General features: G+C 71.5%; 12 protein-coding genes. 4 read left to right on the top strand and 8 right to left on the bottom strand.

The features are described 5' to 3' along the window. Nucleotides 1-5 precede the first annotated feature (5 nt). The 4 genes from D2L64_RS04835 to D2L64_RS04850 form a co-directional block, all read right to left on the bottom strand. The gene (locus D2L64_RS04835) at nt 6-1,382 is read right to left on the bottom strand and encodes a transaminase (protein ID WP_119573487.1); all 1,377 of its coding nucleotides are present in this window, start codon (nt 1,380-1,382) and stop codon (nt 6-8) included. A 112-nt stretch (nt 1,383-1,494) separates the two neighbouring features. After that, on the bottom strand, nt 1,495-2,052 hold the full coding sequence (locus D2L64_RS04840) for a dihydrofolate reductase family protein (protein ID WP_119573488.1): 558 nt from the start codon (nt 2,050-2,052) through the stop codon (nt 1,495-1,497). A 427-nt stretch (nt 2,053-2,479) separates the two neighbouring features. Next, complete coding sequence (locus D2L64_RS04845) at nt 2,480-4,957, bottom strand: M14 family zinc carboxypeptidase (RefSeq protein ID WP_119573489.1); 2,478 nt, start codon at nt 4,955-4,957, stop codon at nt 2,480-2,482. A 164-nt stretch (nt 4,958-5,121) separates the two neighbouring features. After that, the gene (locus D2L64_RS04850; protein WP_119573490.1) at nt 5,122-6,723 is read right to left on the bottom strand and encodes a DHA2 family efflux MFS transporter permease subunit; all 1,602 of its coding nucleotides are present in this window, start codon (nt 6,721-6,723) and stop codon (nt 5,122-5,124) included. Between the two features lie 556 nt (nt 6,724-7,279). Here D2L64_RS04850 and D2L64_RS04855 point away from each other — a divergent pair. The 4 genes from D2L64_RS04855 to D2L64_RS04870 all read left to right on the top strand — a co-directional run bounded on the left by D2L64_RS04855 (nt 7,280) and on the right by D2L64_RS04870 (nt 10,562). Continuing rightward, nucleotides 7,280-8,068, top strand: coding sequence for a carbohydrate-binding protein (locus tag D2L64_RS04855; RefSeq protein WP_119573491.1), 789 nt, complete (start codon nt 7,280-7,282; stop codon nt 8,066-8,068). Between the two features lie 10 nt (nt 8,069-8,078). Then, nucleotides 8,079-9,266 (top strand): sensor histidine kinase, encoded by a 1,188-nt coding sequence (locus tag D2L64_RS04860; protein ID WP_119573492.1) that lies wholly within the window; start codon nt 8,079-8,081, stop codon nt 9,264-9,266. 4 nt (nt 9,267-9,270) lie between these two features. Further along, nucleotides 9,271-9,939, top strand: coding sequence for a response regulator (locus tag D2L64_RS04865; RefSeq protein WP_199714411.1), 669 nt, complete (start codon nt 9,271-9,273; stop codon nt 9,937-9,939). Between the two features lie 92 nt (nt 9,940-10,031). After that, nucleotides 10,032-10,562: a response regulator gene (locus D2L64_RS04870; protein WP_119573493.1), complete on the top strand. Its 531-nt coding sequence runs from the start codon at nt 10,032-10,034 to the stop codon at nt 10,560-10,562. On the opposite strand, the gene D2L64_RS04875 is transcribed toward D2L64_RS04870, so the two are convergent. The 4 genes from D2L64_RS04875 to D2L64_RS27495 form a co-directional block, all read right to left on the bottom strand. Beyond that, the gene (locus tag D2L64_RS04875) at nt 10,495-11,151 is read right to left on the bottom strand and encodes a sigma-70 family RNA polymerase sigma factor (RefSeq protein WP_119573494.1); all 657 of its coding nucleotides are present in this window, start codon (nt 11,149-11,151) and stop codon (nt 10,495-10,497) included. The genes D2L64_RS04870 and D2L64_RS04875 overlap by 68 nt on opposite strands. Nucleotides 11,152-11,272: 121 nt before the next feature. Further along, the gene (locus D2L64_RS04880; protein WP_147376179.1) at nt 11,273-14,203 is read right to left on the bottom strand and encodes a galactose-binding domain-containing protein; all 2,931 of its coding nucleotides are present in this window, start codon (nt 14,201-14,203) and stop codon (nt 11,273-11,275) included. A gap of 68 nt (nt 14,204-14,271) precedes the next feature. Next, nucleotides 14,272-14,721, bottom strand: a complete 450-nt coding sequence (locus D2L64_RS04885; RefSeq protein WP_233558769.1) for a DUF4913 domain-containing protein — start codon at nt 14,719-14,721, stop codon at nt 14,272-14,274. A 19-nt stretch (nt 14,722-14,740) separates the two neighbouring features. Then, nucleotides 14,741-16,219 (bottom strand): glycoside hydrolase family 19 protein, encoded by a 1,479-nt coding sequence (locus D2L64_RS27495; protein ID WP_199714412.1) that lies wholly within the window; start codon nt 16,217-16,219, stop codon nt 14,741-14,743. Nucleotides 16,220-16,222: the final 3 nt, after the last annotated feature.

Genomic DNA, 16,222 nt, shown 5'->3' on the forward strand with positions numbered 1-16,222 from the left:
TTAGGTCAGTCCACCAGTTCACCCAGCGCGTCGGCGAAGACCTCATGGTGCCGGGCGACGTCCTCGCCGGTGGTCTGCGGGCACATCAACGCCATGTTGTGGAACGGAGTCATCAGGATGCCCCGGTTGGCGAGGTAGACGTGCAGGTAGTCCTCCAGCACGGCGTCGGCGCGGGCGGCCGACTCGGTGCCGGTACGGGGAGCCGGGGCGGCGAACCGGTACTCCACCCGCGCGCCCAACTGGCTCACCGACCAGGGCAGCCCGTACCGATCGATGATCGCGCCGATGCCGTCGGCGAACCCGGTCGCCACGTCGATCATGCCGGCGAACGCGTCGTCGGTCAGCACCTCCTGCAGGGTGGCCCGGGTCGCCGCGATCGACACCGGGTTGCCGGCCAACGTGCCGCCCACCCCACCCATGTCGACCAGGTCGAGGTCGGCACGGCCGTTCAGCGCGGCGGCGAGTTCGGCGCAGAGGCCGTACGCGCCGACCGGGATGCCACCCCCGATGGCCTTGCCGATGGTGACCACGTCCGGCGTCAGGCCCCACGCGGCGGTGGCACCGCCCGGCCCCGCGGAGAAGGTGTGCGTCTCGTCGTTGATCAGGTACGTGCCGTGCTGTCGGGTGAGGGCGCGGACCCCGTCGAGGTAGCCCGGTTCGGGTAGCACGATGCCGATGTTGGTCAGCGCCGGCTCCATCAGCACCGCGGCCACATCGCCGTGGGCCAGTTCACGGGCCAGGCCGTCGAGATCGTTGAACTCGGCGACCCGGCTGGTGGTGGTCACGTCGCAGGGCGCGCCGACGTTGCCCGGACGGCTGCGCGGGCGTCCGTCCGGGCCGACCACGATCAGCGACTCGTCCACCGAGCCGTGGTAGCAGTAGCTGTTGACCAGGATGCGGGGCCGGCCCGTGACCGCCCGCAGCAGCCGGATCGCCCACCGGTTGGCGTCGGTCGCGGTGAGCGTGAAACTCCAGGCCGGCAGGCCGAAACGGCGGGCCAGTTCAGCGCCGACCGGCGCCGCCTCCTCGGTGGGCAGCATCGTGGTCGCGCCGCCGAGGTCGGCCAGCCGCCGGGTGACCGCGGCGGTCACCGGCGCCGGAGAGTGCCCCGCCATCGCCCCGGTGTCGCCGAGACAGAAGTCCACATACTCGTTGCCGTCGATGTCGGTGAGCCGGGCGCCGCGGGCCCGGTCCACGTACACCGGGAAGCCCGCGGCGTTCTTGTTCATCCAGGTCATCGGCACCCTGCCGAACAGGTGGGCGGCGCCGGCGTACGCGGCGGCCGAGCGCGGGTTGCGGTCGACGAAAGCGGCCCGCTCCCGCGCCAACAGCCGGCGCAGACGTGAGCGATCAATCCCGTCAGCTTCGAAATCCGTGGACATCGCGCGACAGTACCAACGATATGAGTGCTCGGACAGAGGCTGCGCGACTGATTCCCGCCGTTGAGATGGGCGCGGGTGGACCGTCCGCCAGGACGACCCACCCGGCCCGAACTCAGTGCGCGACGTCGTAGACCGCGAGCTGGACCCCGTTGCCGTAGGTGGCGTGCTCGACCAGCACCAGCTTCTGCTTGTCGGCGCCGTCGGCGGCGAACAGCCGCCGACCACCGCCCAACACGAGCGGGAAGATCAACAGGTGGTACCGGTCGACCAGACCGGCGGCGGCGAGCCGCTGCGCGAGGGTGGCGCTGCCGTGCACCAGGATCGGGCCACCCTCGCCGCGCTTGAGTTCGGCGACCTCGTCGAGCGAACGCAGCACGGTGGTGTTGTGCCACTGCGGGTCGGTCAGCGTGGTGGATACCACGTACTTCGGCATCGCGTTGTACTCGGCGAACTCCGCCATCGTCGGCCAGACCGGCGCGAACTCGTCGTAACTGACCCGGCCGATCAGCAGCGCCCCGGCTTCCTGCTGCTCCCGCCCCTTGATCTCGTACGCGGCCTCGTCCATCTCCACGTCCTTGAACGTCCAGCCGGCGTGCGGGTGGCTGCCGCCCCCCGGGGAGTCGACGACGCCGTCGAGGGACATGAACTCGGTGACGATCAGCGAACGCATCGGTGGATCTCCTTCATCAACATCGGGTGCTTCCACCACCACGTCGAACGGGGCCGGCCCGATTCGACAACTCGGCCACGAGAAGTTTCGACCATCCGACGGACGGCGCGCCGCCGGTACGCAGAACCGCACCGACGGCGCGCCGCCGGTATGCAGAACCGCACCGACGGCGCACCGCACCCCGCAGACCCGATGCGACCAACGCCTGCCCGCGGCGGCCTGGTCGACGATGCAGTTCGGCTGGCCGGAGGCAGACCCGCGGGTAGGCGTGATTTCACCCTGAAATTTTTATTTCACCATGAAATCAGCGCTCTGGAGGTAACCCACTCCCGGACTGCCAGCCACAGCGCCAACGCCAGCGCCAGCGCCGATCATCCAACGCTGTCTATCGATCACCGACCCGCCGCACCCGACTTCGAGACACGACCTAGTTGCTGATCGTGATTGTCGCCTTACGGAAGTTGTTGCGCGCCTCGCTCTTCGACGGGTCGTAGTTCTGCTCGATGTTGCCCGCGGTGTCGACCGAGAACCAGTGGAACGTCGTCGTCTCGGTCACGTGGAAGACCTCGCCCGGCTCACGGAACTCGGTGGCCTTGTAACGCGGCGAGTCCAGCGTCGGCCGGCTGCCGTCGGTGGTGTAGTAGATGCTCACCGGCTCGTCGGCCTCGAACCGTACGTCGACCGGACCGGAGTAGGTTCCACCGCCCGGCACCAGCTTGGAGGTGGGCTTCTTGTGGTCCTTGCCCCACTCCGCGGCGATCCGGAACATCTCCATGATCCCGTTGGCGTACTCCATGGTCTCGGCGTGCCCGCTCACCAGCTCCGGGTTGCCGACCCACGGCGGCTGGAACGAGCCGCCCTGCCAGTTGCCGGTGGCCGGGTTGTAGACCGATCCGCCGACCTCCCAGCCGAACGCGTAGATCCCGTACGTGTGGTACAGGTCTTCCCGGACGTTGCCGGCCGACGAGTAGAGCACGTCGGACGAGCCACCGACGTTCTCCGGCGTCACGACGGTCTCCCGGTGCGCCTTCACCTGGGACAGGATCCGGGAGGCCGACTGCCAGTAGAACAGCTCGTCGCGCAACGGCGGGCGGGGCGTGGTGACCCGGCCGTTGGCGATGTAGGCACCCGGCTGCCAGAACAGCTGACCGCCGTTCGAGTGCACCGACATGAAGAACTTGATGTTCGAGTAGGTCTCGGCGAGCCAGACGATGTTCTTCGCCTCCGGCTCCGACAGCTTCTCCGGGCCCTGATAGGTGTCGCTGACGCAGCTGAACGAGCCGCCCGCGTAGCCGTCCTGGGCCGAGCCCACCCGGTAGTTGCGGTTCAGGTCGACGCCCCAGGAGTTGCGTCGGGCCGGGTCGGCGTTGTCGTCCGGGCAGTGGTTGGTCAGGTTGCGCCGCTGCGAGGCGTTGTTGTAGAAGCTGTAGTTCGCCCCGTCCGGGTTGTTGGTCGGGATGAGGAAGATGTCGGTGTTGTCGACGATCTTCTTGGTCTCCCGGTCGGTCTGGTAGTTGTGCACCAGACGTTCGGCGGTCTCCAGCGTGGTCGTCGCCGGCACCCACTCGCGGGCGTGGTCCTGGGCCTGGATCAGCACGCCCGGGTTGCGGCCGTCGCGGTGCTTGCCGATCCGCAGGGCGCGAATGGTGTTCGGGCCACGCGGCACCTCACCGTCGGGGGCACCGGCGCGCTTCTGGTCCAGGAAGTCGGTCAGCGCCACCGGCGCGGAGGGCTGCACGATGCCGGTACCGGCGTTGGTGCGGTACGGGTGCGCCCGGTCGATCAGCCCGCCGGACTGCGTCTTGAGCGTCTGGGCGACCTGCGCCGCGGTGCTCGCCAGCCCCCCGGCGGCGTTCTTGGCGAGCAGGACCCGCACCGCCTTGCCGTCGACCTCGACCGCCAGCGGCAGGTCGGCGCCGGGCCGGTCGACGAACTCGACGGTGATCTCGTTGCCGCCCTCGTGGCCCCAGGCCGCGGAGCTGACCACCACGGCGGCCTGACCGGTACCGCCGATCGTCGCCTGCGCCTTCCGCTGGTACCCGTTGGTCTGGTACGGCAGGTAGACGATCTCGGCGATCTTCGGGTACTCGCGGGCGATCTCCTCGATCCGGTCGTGGAGCTGCTGCGGGTGCTGGTAGCCGTCGACGAAGTCCGACTTGTAGCCCGGGTTCGCGGTCAGCGGCGGGACACCGTCCTCCAGCCAGTTGGAGACGTGGCCGGTGGCCACGCCGCCGGTGGAACTGGTGACCCGGATCTGGCTCGGACGGGTGTCGAGCTTGAACAGGTTCCGGTGGAACATGTACTGGCCGGAGTCGACGAACCGGCTCATCGTCCGGGCGAAGGCGAAGTCGCTGCCCGGTCCAGAGTCGTTCTCCAACTGCATGGTGACCACCGGGCTGGTCTGCTGGCCCTGGGTGGTGCGCGCCTCGACGTAGAGGAAGCCCTGGCCCTTGGTGGTGAACCAGTCGGCCCGGGCGACCCGTACCGTCGCCTCGTGGCTGAACGTCTGGGCGGCCCGGGCGGCCGCGGCGCCGACCGACTGCAGGCCGCCGTCGGCCTCGTCGCTCCAGGTGAAGCTCTCGTGGTCGGCGAGGATCTCCACACCCATCGCCGCTAGTTCCGCGCGCTGCTCGGCGGTGACCACGGCCTCGCCCTCGATGCCGGTCGGCACCCGCTTGAGGCCGTGTTCGAGGTCGAATCCGGCGGCCACGACCCGGTCCAGCAGGTCGGCGCCGCTCAGGTGGATCCGGACCAGACTCACCTGGTCCGGGTTCTCCAGGTGTGACCGGACGGCTTCGGCGCTCGACCCGGCGGGCTCCGCCCCGGCGGGCGCGGTCGCCAGCAGGACGCTTCCCACCAGGACGGGCAGTACGAGAAGAGCGATGCGTTGTCGGGTGCGCCGCATTCTTCCCTCCTTCTGCTTGTGGCATGTATGGGGAGAAGCTATCGGCACCGGTCGAAGTCGATCGGTCCCGACCGGACCGTTGAGCGAATCTTGAGCTTCGGCCCGGACCGCGGATACGGCGACGGGGCCACCGGAGTGCTCCGGTGGCCCCGTCGGACGCGATCTCAGTGGATGACGACCGGCGCCTTCGGTTGTTCGCCCGGCTGGTCGTCCAGCAGGTGCGAGCGTTCCCGGCGGCGGGGCAGGAACGCGGCCGGGATGAGCGTCAGCAGCACCAGCCCGAACGCCACCCAGAAGGTCTGGGCGAACGCGTTGGCGGCGAAGTCGAGCCCACGCTCGATGAGCGACGGCTCGACCGGGAACTGCTGGGCCAGCTCCGGCCGCTGCTGCACCGCGATGGCCAGCCCCGCCTCGCTGATCGGATTGCCGTTCGGATCGGTCACGCCGGGGATCGGCGACGAGGAGTTCAACTCGCTGGTGAGCATCACCGACATCACCGCGGCGCCGACCGAGCCGCCGATCTGCTGGAGGATGTTCACCAGGGTGGAGCCACGCGCCACCTCGTGGCCGGTCAGCGTACGCAGCGCCGAAGTCATGATCGGCATCATGGTGCCGCCCATCCCCAGACCCATCACGAACAGCGCGCCGCACAACACAAGGTACGGGGTGTTCGCGTCGACCTGGGTGAAGGTGGCGAACCCGGCGATGATCAACAGCAGCGCGAACGGCACGGTCCGGCCGACCGGCACCTTGTCGGCCAGCATGCCGGCGATCGGCATGGTCAGCATCGCGCCGATGCCCTGCGGCGCGATCAGCAGGCCGGCGGCCAGCGTCGACTCGCCCCGCACCTGCAGGAAGTAGCTGGGGAACAGCAGGCCGGCGCCCATGAAGGCGATGATGAAGACGAACATCGTCACCGCCGCGACGGTCAGCCGGCGGTTCCGGAACAGCCGCAGGTCCAGCAGCGGGTGCCGGGGCTTGAAGGAGTAGACGACGAACGCCACCACCAGCGCCGCGCCGACCAGCATCGGTGCCCACACCCCGGCGTCGGCGAAGGTGCCGACCTCGGGCAGCGACGAGACGCCGTAGAGGAACAGCGCCAGACCCGGCGAGAGCATCAGCATGCCGAGGAAGTCGAACGACTCCGACGGCTCCGGGTTGTCCTTCGGCAGCGCCAACTGCGCGTAGGCGAGGGCGACCAGGCCGATCGGCAGGTTGATCAGGAAGATCCAGTGCCAGCTGGCGACGTCGATCAGCCAGCCGCCGAGGATCGGGCCACCGATCGGCCCGAGCAGCATCGGGATGCCGAGCACGGCCATCAGCCGGCCGATCCGGTGCGGCCCGGCGGCCCGGGTCATGATCGTCATGCCGAGCGGCATGAGCATGCCGCCGCCGAGTCCCTGCAGCACCCGGTAGGTGATCAACTGGCCGATGGTGTCGGCGGTCGCACAGAGCCCGGAGCCGATCGTGAACAGGGCCAGCGCGACCATGTAGAGCCGTTTGGTGCCGAACCGGTCGGCCGCCCAGCCGGCCAGCGGGATGACCGTCGCCAGGGCGAGGGTGTAGCCGGTCATCGTCCACGCGACGCGCGCGTACGAGGCGTCGAACTCGTTCTGGAACGTCGGCAGCGCCACGCTGACGACCGTGACGTCGAGGATCGACATGATCGCGCCGAGCACGACGACGCCGGCCACCTTGAGAACCGCGGCGTCGAGCTTGTCCGAGGTCGGAACAGGCTGTGGCGCCGCGACAGATTGCTGTGTCACGAGGTCTCCTGAATGACTGTGCCCAGTTGGGCGGTGATCGCGGCACCGGCCTGCGAAGGCGGGCGTGACCTGCGGGGACGAACCCGAAGCGCAGACTAGCCTGCGGCACTGACGCAATGCCGCCCGATTAACGCTCAGCAGACGAACTTGGTCGCGTGTCCCTGATCACTGGGCGTCGGAACCGGTCCAGACCGGCGGATCACCCCGCGACGCGGCACCGACGCGGAAGGTGACCGAGCTCATTCCTGCCCCCGGCACCGCCGACGCCGGATGCGGTGCCCGCTTCGCACCGCACGGTGCCCGCACCCGGGCACGGCAACCGGCCACCACGACGCCCCGTACCTGGGCCGCATCCAGGTCCTTTCTCCGCCGAGGCCGGCAGCGACGCGTCAACCCCCCGGGCGACGACGACGGGTTCACCGACAATCGGGCGGGTGTACGCCCGCCGGATCCGTCCCGGATCAGATCGGCCAGCGTTGTCTGTACGGATACGCGTGTGTACGGTGGGCCCGTCACGCTCAGGGTTCATGGCTCAATTCCGTGGGGGAATCGAACGGTGCCCAACGAAACAGGGTCCGCGGACGCCGATCCGATTCCACGCATCCTCGGCAGCACCCCGCCGAAGCCGGACCGCTCGACCCGCACCCGGCAATGGGTCGGCATCGGCACGCTGACCGGTGCGATCGCCCTGGCCGCGATCGCGATCCCACCACTGCTGGCCACCGACGAGACCCCGCCGTCCGGCGCTTCGGAGACCGTCGACGCCCCCGCCCCGCCCAGCGGTGCGCCGGAGCCGGCCGCGGCCACGCCCGACGACACGCCGGCCGCCACCGTCACCCCGCCCGCACGCCCGTCGTACACCCCGACGATGGCGACCCCGGACCCGCAACCGCCGACCAGCACCACCGCACCGGACACACCGCCGACGACGACCGCGCCCGCACCGGCCGGCACCAGCCGCTCCGCGACACCGGCCGCACCACCTCCGATCACCGTGCAGGCCGAGGACCCCGACAACCTGCTCGGCGACGGGGCCCGGATGACGGCCTGCGCCGCCTGCGACGGAGGCGCCCGGGTGCGATACCTCGGCACACTCACCGCGTACCTCGACAACCCCACCGCCGGCCGGCGCACCGTGACCGTCGACTACACCGTCAACGGCGACCGCGAGCTGAAGATCTCCATCAACGGCGCGGCGCCGACCAGCCACATCGTGACCGGGACCGACTGGAACATCCCCCGCACCCTCCGGTACACCGCCACCGTCCCCGCCGGGCGGGTCAGCTTCACCTTCTTCAACGACACCGGACCCAGCCCGGACATCGACAAGCTCACCATCAGCTGACCGCAGCCGGATGAACCGCTTCGTCGCCTACGTCGCCCTCTGCCGAGCCCTGCTGCTCGGCAGGTTGGCCCTCACGGTGGCCGCCGTCGGCGTCGGCATCCAACTCGTCGACGACACCTGGCGCGCGGTCGGCACCCTGGTCACCATCGCCGTCCTCACCGCGATGCAGGTCACCGTGCTGAGCCGCTGGCCGGCCGTGATCCGGTGGCGGCTGGGTTTCCTGGCCGTGGACGCCGCCATCATGGTCGGCGTACTGGTGCTCAGCGCGGGCGGGGTGGCGTTCTTCTGCTACGCCGCCGGTTTCGCCGCGCTCACCGGCGCTCTGCTGGGCACCCGCGCGCTGCCACTGTGGATCGTCGACGCCGGGCTCGGGCTGGCCGTGGCGACCCGACTGCTGCGTACCGACGGTACGGCGGAGTCCGTCGCCGCCCCGTTCGTACTCGCCTTCCCGATGATCAACATCGTCTGCGGGTACGGTGCCGCCGTGGTGACCGCCGCCCTGGCCCGTTACCTCGACGCCACGGTCGCCGCAGTGGCCGGCGCGCACCACTCCGCCGCGGCCTCCGAACGGGCCCGGTTGGCCCGCGAGCTGCACGACTCGGTCGCCAAGACGCTGCGCGGGGTGTCGTTCGCCGCCGTCGCGCTGCCCGCCATGCTGCGCCGCCATCCCCACCTCGCCGAGGAGTTGGCCAGCACCGTCTCCGCCGGTGCCGACACCGCCATCCGGGAGGCCCGCGACCTCCTCTCCGGGCTGCGCCGCGACGCCCTGGACCGACCCTTCCCCGACTACCTGCGGCAGGTGTGCCGGAACTGGTCGACGCAGAACGGGGTGCCGGTACGACTGGACGTCACCGCCGTCGAACCGGCCCCGGCCGTCCGTTACGAACTGGCCCGGATCGTCGACGAGGCGCTGGAGAACGTGGTCCGACACACGGACGCGACCCTGGTCCGGGTCGGTCTGCACGAACAGGAGGGACACGCGGTGCTGACCATCCAGGACGACGGTGCCGGCTTCACCCTTCCCGGTGAGCTGACGGCGCTGTCCAGCGCGGGCAGCTTCGGCATCATCGGGATGACCGAACGCGCCCAGGCCGTCGGCGGCACGCTGTGGCTCGACGCGCGTCCGGGCTCGGGCACCACGGTCACCGCCCGGGTACCGCTCTCGGCTGCCCCCGTCCACTCGGCCTCCGGCGGGTGACGGCGTGATCGAGGTCCTGATCGTCGACGACAACCCGATCGTCCGGATGGCCCTGCGCGGCTTCCTCGCCGGCGCCGAGGACGTGACCGTGGTCGGCGAGGCGCCCGACGGACGTACCGCCGTGGCCACCGCCCAGCGGCTGCGGCCGGACGTGATCCTGCTGGACCACCGGATGCCGATCGCCGACGGACTCAGCGTGGTGAGCAAACTCGCGGAGTCCTCGCGGGTGCTCGTCCTGACCAGCGACGACGCCGACGAGCTGATCGCCGGGATGCTGCTCGGCGGGGCCCGGGGCTACCTGGTCCACGGCGAGTTCGATCCGACGGAACTGCTGCGCGCGGTGCGGGCCGTGGCCGCCGGGCAGGGTTGGCTGTCCCCGCGCAGCGCGTCGGTCACCATCGCCGTGCTGCGTGAGCAGGCCAGCCGCGAGCAGGAGGACGCACACCGGGCCGAGTCCGCCCGCGCGACGCGCGAAGGGTTCGGCCTGACCCGACGCGAGCAGGAGGTGATGGCGTTGTTGTGTGCCGGGCATTCGAACGCGGCCATCGCCCGCCGGCTGCTGTTGACCGAGAAGACGGTCAAGAACCACCTGGCGAACATCTTCACCAAACTCCAGGCCCGAAACCGCACCGAGGCGGTGGTCCGGTGGACGGGTCAGCCGGAGCCCGGCTGAGGTTTCCCATCCGGGGGTGAACGCGGCTGAACGCCACACCCCGTGCGGTCGTTGTAGTGGCGACGGGTTGTTCCACCCGCCACACCGCCCGGATGGGGGTAGCCATCAGCGACGCCAGCGGACAGCCGAGAACCCACACCGGTGTACCGGCCGACGGCGGGACCGCCCTGGTCACCGCGTTGATCGCGCATCCGTGCCCCATCGAGCGGGCGGCCCTACGCGCCGCGCTCGACGCCGACGACCGGATCCGGGTCGTGGCGATCGCCGGTGACGGCGACGAGGCGGTGGCCCTGACCCACCGGCTACGTCCCGCCGTGGTCCTGCTGGACGACCAACTCGGTACGCCGGAGGGCGGGTTGGTCCGCGCCCTGGCCCAACACGCCGGGGTGCTGGCACTGACCCGAGCGACCGAACGGCGGGCGATCACCGCGCTGCTGCGGGCACCGGTGCGCGGCTGCCTGGTGTACGGCCAAATCGAGGGCGCCGACCTGCACCGTGCCGTGCGCGCGGTCGCCGCCGGGCTGGGCTGGCTGTCACCGGTGGCGGTGGCGGCCGCTAGTTTCGAGCTGCGGGCCCGGACGAGACGCACCGGCCAGCCGGGCCCGGCCTACCAGGGGTCATGACGCCCAGGTCGTCGACGTTGTCGAGGAACCCCCGGGCGGCCCGCAGGGCGTAGAACGACCGGGACCGCACGGTCCCCTCCGGAATGCCGATCCGGGTGGCCGCCTCGGCGACCGAGGCGCCGCCGTAGTACAGCTCGACCAGCACGGCGCGGTGCTCGGGAGTGAGCCGGCAGAGCGCGTCGCTCAGGGCGTACCGGTCCACGATCTCCTCGAACGCGTCGTCCGGGGACGGCATCCAGGCCACGTCCACCCCGTAGATCTCGGTGGGCCGGGCGGCCCGGGCCCGGGCCGCGTCGATGGTCAGGTGTCGGGCCACGATGAACAGCCACCGGCGGACGGTGTCCGCCTCCACCGGCAACTCCCCCAACCGGCGCCAGGCCCGCAGCATCGTCTCCTGGAGCAGGTCCTCGGCGAGTTCGCGCTGCCCCCGGGTCAGCCGGAGCAGGAAGTGGTACAGCGGCTGGGAGTTCGCGGCGAAGATGGCCCGCATCCGGATAACCGCATCGTCGGTGTCGGTGTCGGTGTCGACCGGCCGGGTCGGGCACACGTCGATGTCCACAGTTGTCGTCTCCTCGCCCCGATGATCCATCCGGCGAGTGCGACGCTAGCCAGTGGCGGGGTCGGTACGCCTGAGGCGAAGGGCCCAGGACGGCCCAGCGGTCCCGGGCCGACCGCGGCCGGAATCCCGGGACCGGCTCCGGCGGGTCGGCTCAGCGCACCTCGAACTCGTAGATCGAGTACCCGTATCCGGGCATGTCACGACCGGTGGCGACCATCCGTACGTGCCGGGCCGGCGTACGGGTGAACGACAGGTCGGTGGTGCCGCCGACACCGCTGCTGGTCCGGTGGACGGTGCGCCAGGTCCGCCCGTCGGTGGACACCTCGATCCGGTACGCCGTCGCGTACGCCCGCTCCCACCGCAGCCTGACCTGGCTCACCTGCCAGAGCTCCCCGAGATCCACGGCCAGCCACTGTGGGTCGGGCGCGAAGGCGCTCGCCCACCGGGTCTCCGCGTCACCGTCGATGGCACGGTGCGCGCCCAGCCGGTCCACGGCTTCCACACTGGAAGCGGTGGCGGTGCCGGTGAGCGCCAGGTTGCGGCCGGAGCTGTTGACCCGGCCAGCGGGGGCGGACGACGACGTGGGCCGTGGTGTCGCCGTACTCGCCGACGGTCGGGGGGCTGCCGTGCTCGCCGACGGTCGAGGGGTTCCCGATCGGCTGGTGGCCGGTCCGGGGGTTCGCGTGACGGCGCCGGTCGCGGCACCCCCGGCCGGCGCCGCGACGGGTGGACCGGTGGCGGGCGGAGCGACGGTGGGCGGCGTGGCGGACGGCGGAGTCGCGCTGCCCGGACCGGCGGGATCCTCGTCCTGGTCCTGCTCTGGGGCGGTGGGTGACGAGGACTGTGCCGACGGGGGCACGGACGGCAGGACGATGTCGGTGCCCGGCTGCTGGGCGTTCGACCGGGCCGCGCTGGGGTTCAACGCGTATCCGGTGGCCGTCGCGACCGCCAGCGCGGCGATGGCGGCCAGCGCGGGAACCGCCCGTCGACGGGACCGGGCCCACCGCTCGGCGGGCCGTCCGAGCGGCAGCAGCTCCGTCACCTCTTCCAGTGCGCCGGTCCCGGCCGGTCGCGCCGCATCATCGCCCGTCGGACCGACGACGAACGTCGGCGCCTCGGGTGCGTCCGACGGTGTCGAGGCGGCGGTGCCGGGCCGCTCCCGCGGCGCCCTCGACGCCGGGTTCGCCGGGCTGCCCGGCGAACCCGGCGATGCCACCTGCCCGGTCGCCGGAACGCCGTCGACGCCCAGCGCCGACGACACGGCGAGGGCGGATGGCACGGACGGCGCGGCCGACGGCGACGCGGCGGGCGCGGTCTGGGCGGGCGAGCGGGGCGGCACGGCCCGGGCGGACGGCGCGGGCGAGATCGGCACCGCTCGAAGCTCGGCCGAGCCGGCGACAACGGGCGGCACGGTCCGCGTGGACGGCGCGGCCGGTGCGGCGGGCATCACCGGCACCGGGGGCAGGGCCGGCACCGGGGGCAGAGCCGGCACGGAAGGCAGAGCCGGCACCGGGGGCAGAGCCGGCACGGAAGGCACAGCCGGCACGGCGGGTGGCGTCTTGGCGGCCCGCCGTTCGGCCCGGCCGAGCCGGCTCCTCCGCAGGTCGGCCGGGCCGGGCGTGGACGGCTCCGGCTCGCCGGTCGGCCCCGGTGGCGTACCCGGTTCGTTCGGGTTCGGCCCGACGGTGTCGATCTCCGGTTCGCGTAGCACCAGCGCCCGCCGGACCGCCGGCCCGGTTCCGGCCACCGCGGCGGCGACGGAGGCCGGGTCGACCTCGACCGCGTCGGCGAACTGGGCGGGTGCCAACTGCACCCGACCGCGGGTCGACGCGGGCAGCCGGGCCAGCAGGGCACCGAGCAGCGGCAGCACCTGTGTGGTGGGCGGCTTGCCGGGGATGCCGACGTAGATCCGGACGGTGCCGAAGTCCCACGGATGCGCCCGGACCAGCCGCGCACCGCTCTCCTGCCCCACCGGGCGTACCCAGAGGCCGGACTGGGTCACCTCGGCGACCCACTGCTCGTTCAACCGGAACAGGTGGTCGTCCAGAGCCGGGTAGCCGTCGAGCCCCCGCACCGGTCCGGTGGGCCGGACCACGCCGTCGGGCGCATGGCCGAGGGCCGTGGCGAGCGGCTCCCAGCCGGTGCCCGGCTCGTCGACCGCCAGGCTGCTCGGCCGGTCGTCGGACGCCAGCACCGGCAGTCCGGTGCGGACCGTGACGGTACGGGTGTCGGTGCGGGCCAACCGCGCCGCGACGGCGGCGGTCGCGGTGGCCGAACCGTACGGGGCGAGAACCAGGTGCCGGCGCAGCCCGGGCGGTAGCAGGCGCAGCAGCGTGTCGAGTTCCGCCTCGGTCGGCTCCGGCTGGTCGGGTCGGCCGAGGACGAGCAGCGGCCGGTCGGGGTCGGCGGGTACGCCGTAGACGAGATCGTCCAGGTCCGGCGTGGGCGGCTCGCCGATGTGCCGCACCAGCCACAGCCCCGCCGGGATGGGCAGCACGGTCAGGTCCGCGCCGACGGACGCACAGAACCGGTCGGCGTCCGGTGCCCAGCGGGGCTCTGGGCTGCGGCTTCCGACCGGCGTGGCCGTACCGTCCGGACTGTGCCGCAGCCAGCCGTCCACGGCGAACACCGAACCGCCGGGCAGCAGCAGCACCTGCGTACGGGGGGCCTCGATGACGGCGCTCAGCTCGCGCGCGAGTCGACCGGCCTGGGCCGCGCCGGCGCCGGCGCCGGGCATCACGAGCCGCGCCCGGGTGCCGGGCGGTACCGCGATCGGCAGCACCGTCTCGACCACCGACCGGTCGTCGACGGTGTGCAGTGGGCCGATGACCGTGACGACGTCCGGTTCGGTCGGCAGGTCGGCGGCCAGCGCGGCGACGGTACCGGTGGGGTCGGTGCCGACGACGACCACCCGCTCCCCCACCCAGTTCAGGGCGGAGCCGATCCGGCGGAACCGGCCGGTGTCGGCGAGCCATCCGGGGGACGTTGCCGGCGTCGACTGTGGAGCTTGCTCGGCCCGCCCGCCGGAACCGGCCACGGTCGGGTGTGCCCGATCGGCCCGGTCTCGATCTCCACTCGTCATGCCACCAACTACGCAGCCGACCGGCGGCGTGTTCACGGCTGACCGCGGATCGGCTCGCGCGCGTTCGGTCACCCAGCCAGGAAGCTGTCCTGCTCGACAGTAGGTCGTTCCTTCGGCCGGTGCAGGCCGGGCTTGCAGCCGGCGAACGGGCCGTTCGGGCTACGCAGCATGTCCATGGTCGGCCAGAGGTAGTTCTGGTGCCAGTGTGCCGGGTCCGACGCCTGCGCATCGGCGCCGGTGCGTTCCTGCCAGGCGAGCCAGAGCCCGTGCAGGTAGGCGATCGCCTCGGGGTGTTCCCGCCAGCGCGGGCACCAGGGCGACGAGGAGCTGACCTCACCGCCGTACACCGGGAGCAGGAGTCCCTCGACCCAGAAGGATAGTCGGCGGAGTTCCTCGACGTACTCCGGTCCTTCGAGGTAGAGGATGAAGAAGGGGCCGGCATCGTCGTCCGGCTCCGACTCCGGCTGCACCATCGGCTGTTCCAGGGCCGGGTCGCCGTGCTGGATCATCTGGGTCATTACCGGGCTCCATCTCGTCCTAGCACCTGAGGGTGCCCTCGTCGCCGGGGTCGACACCGAGGGTGGCGGCGAACCGTTCGTACGCGTCAACCCGGGCCTGCACCTGGGCGGTGTTCCGGCCTCCGCACTCCAGGGCGCCGTTGATGGTGCGGATGGTCTCGCCGAACCCGCCGCCCCCGGTGATCGCGGAGTGCGCGGTCATGGTGCCGGCGCCGGACTGGGTCATCCAGAACCACAGCGCGGTCTGCCAGGCCACCGAGGCGTCCTCCTTCACCAGGTCCGGATTGTTGAGCAGGTCCAGACCGAGCGCGTCGCCGGCGGCCTTGTAGTTGGTGTTCCAGCTGAGCTGGATCGGGCCGCGCCCGTGGTAGGCGCGCTGCCCGGCGGGGCACCCGTACGGCTGGCCGGTGTCGCAGTAGTCGCCCCACGCCGCCTGGTTGATCTCCTCGACGTGCACCAGGCCGCCGGACTCGTGGTCGATGTTGGCCAGGAAGGCGGCCAACTCACGCTTGCGGGTCCGCTCGTCGCCGGTGCCGGCGAAGGCGGGGAACTTCGCCATCGCGTCGGTGAGTCCGGAGTAGCTGTAGAAGGAGTTCCGGTTGGGGAACATCGCGCTGAAGTCCGACGCGCTGAGCAACGACGACGCGTCGCCGCCGCCCGCGTCGTCCGAGCGGTCCCGGGCGGGAAGCGCGGTGGCGGTGTCGTCGGGCTCCGGCTCCGAGTCGTCGGAGTCCGAGCCGGCGTCCTCGTCGGACTCCGACTCCTCGTCCTCACCGGTGTACTTCGGAAAGAGTCCCCGAACCTGGAAGGGATAGGTACCCAGGGCGAGGACGGGCATGCCGCCCTGGGCCTCGACCGTCTCCAGTCCGATCTCCCAGGCCATCAGGGTCAGGCTGAGGTGGTCACCGACCACCTTCTTGTCAGTCCACAGCTGCCCGGTCTTGTCGGCCAGGTGGCAGAAGTACCGGGCGTGGGCGTGGATCGAGTCCTCGGCGTCGAGTACGTCGGCCTCGCCGCTGTCGTCGTCGTCCTCGCCGAACTCGTCGAACACCTCGTCCGTCAGCTGCGACAGTCCCTTTCGGCCCTGCGGCCCCTTCTTCTCGGCGTCCCACTCGGACGCGTAGTCGATCTGTGCCGCGAGGATCACCGGCGTCAGCAGCTTGCACTTCTTGGCGGCGGCCTTGATCGGCGCGACCAGATCCTGGTCCGGCACGTTCGTCGGGTCGAACTCGCCTCGGCCGTCACCGCCGGACAACTCGATCAGGGCGGTCGCGTGGGTCTGGCCACCGGCGTCGTCCGGCTCGGACGAGTTCGAGGCCATCTGCGACCCGCCGGCCATGGCGAAGATGACCAGCAGGATGATCAGCGCCAGCAGCGCGAGGACCACCAGCGGGAACGTCCCGACGATCGAGACGATCAGCCAGAGGATCTGGGTCGCGTCGGGTTTGAAGATCGACGTTCCGGCCTGCTGTGCCGCCCGGGCCTTACCCACCACCATGGC

Origin of the sequence: Micromonospora radicis (assembly GCF_003583405.1) — a bacterium.
In the GTDB taxonomy this organism is placed as follows: domain Bacteria; phylum Actinomycetota; class Actinomycetes; order Mycobacteriales; family Micromonosporaceae; genus Micromonospora; species Micromonospora radicis.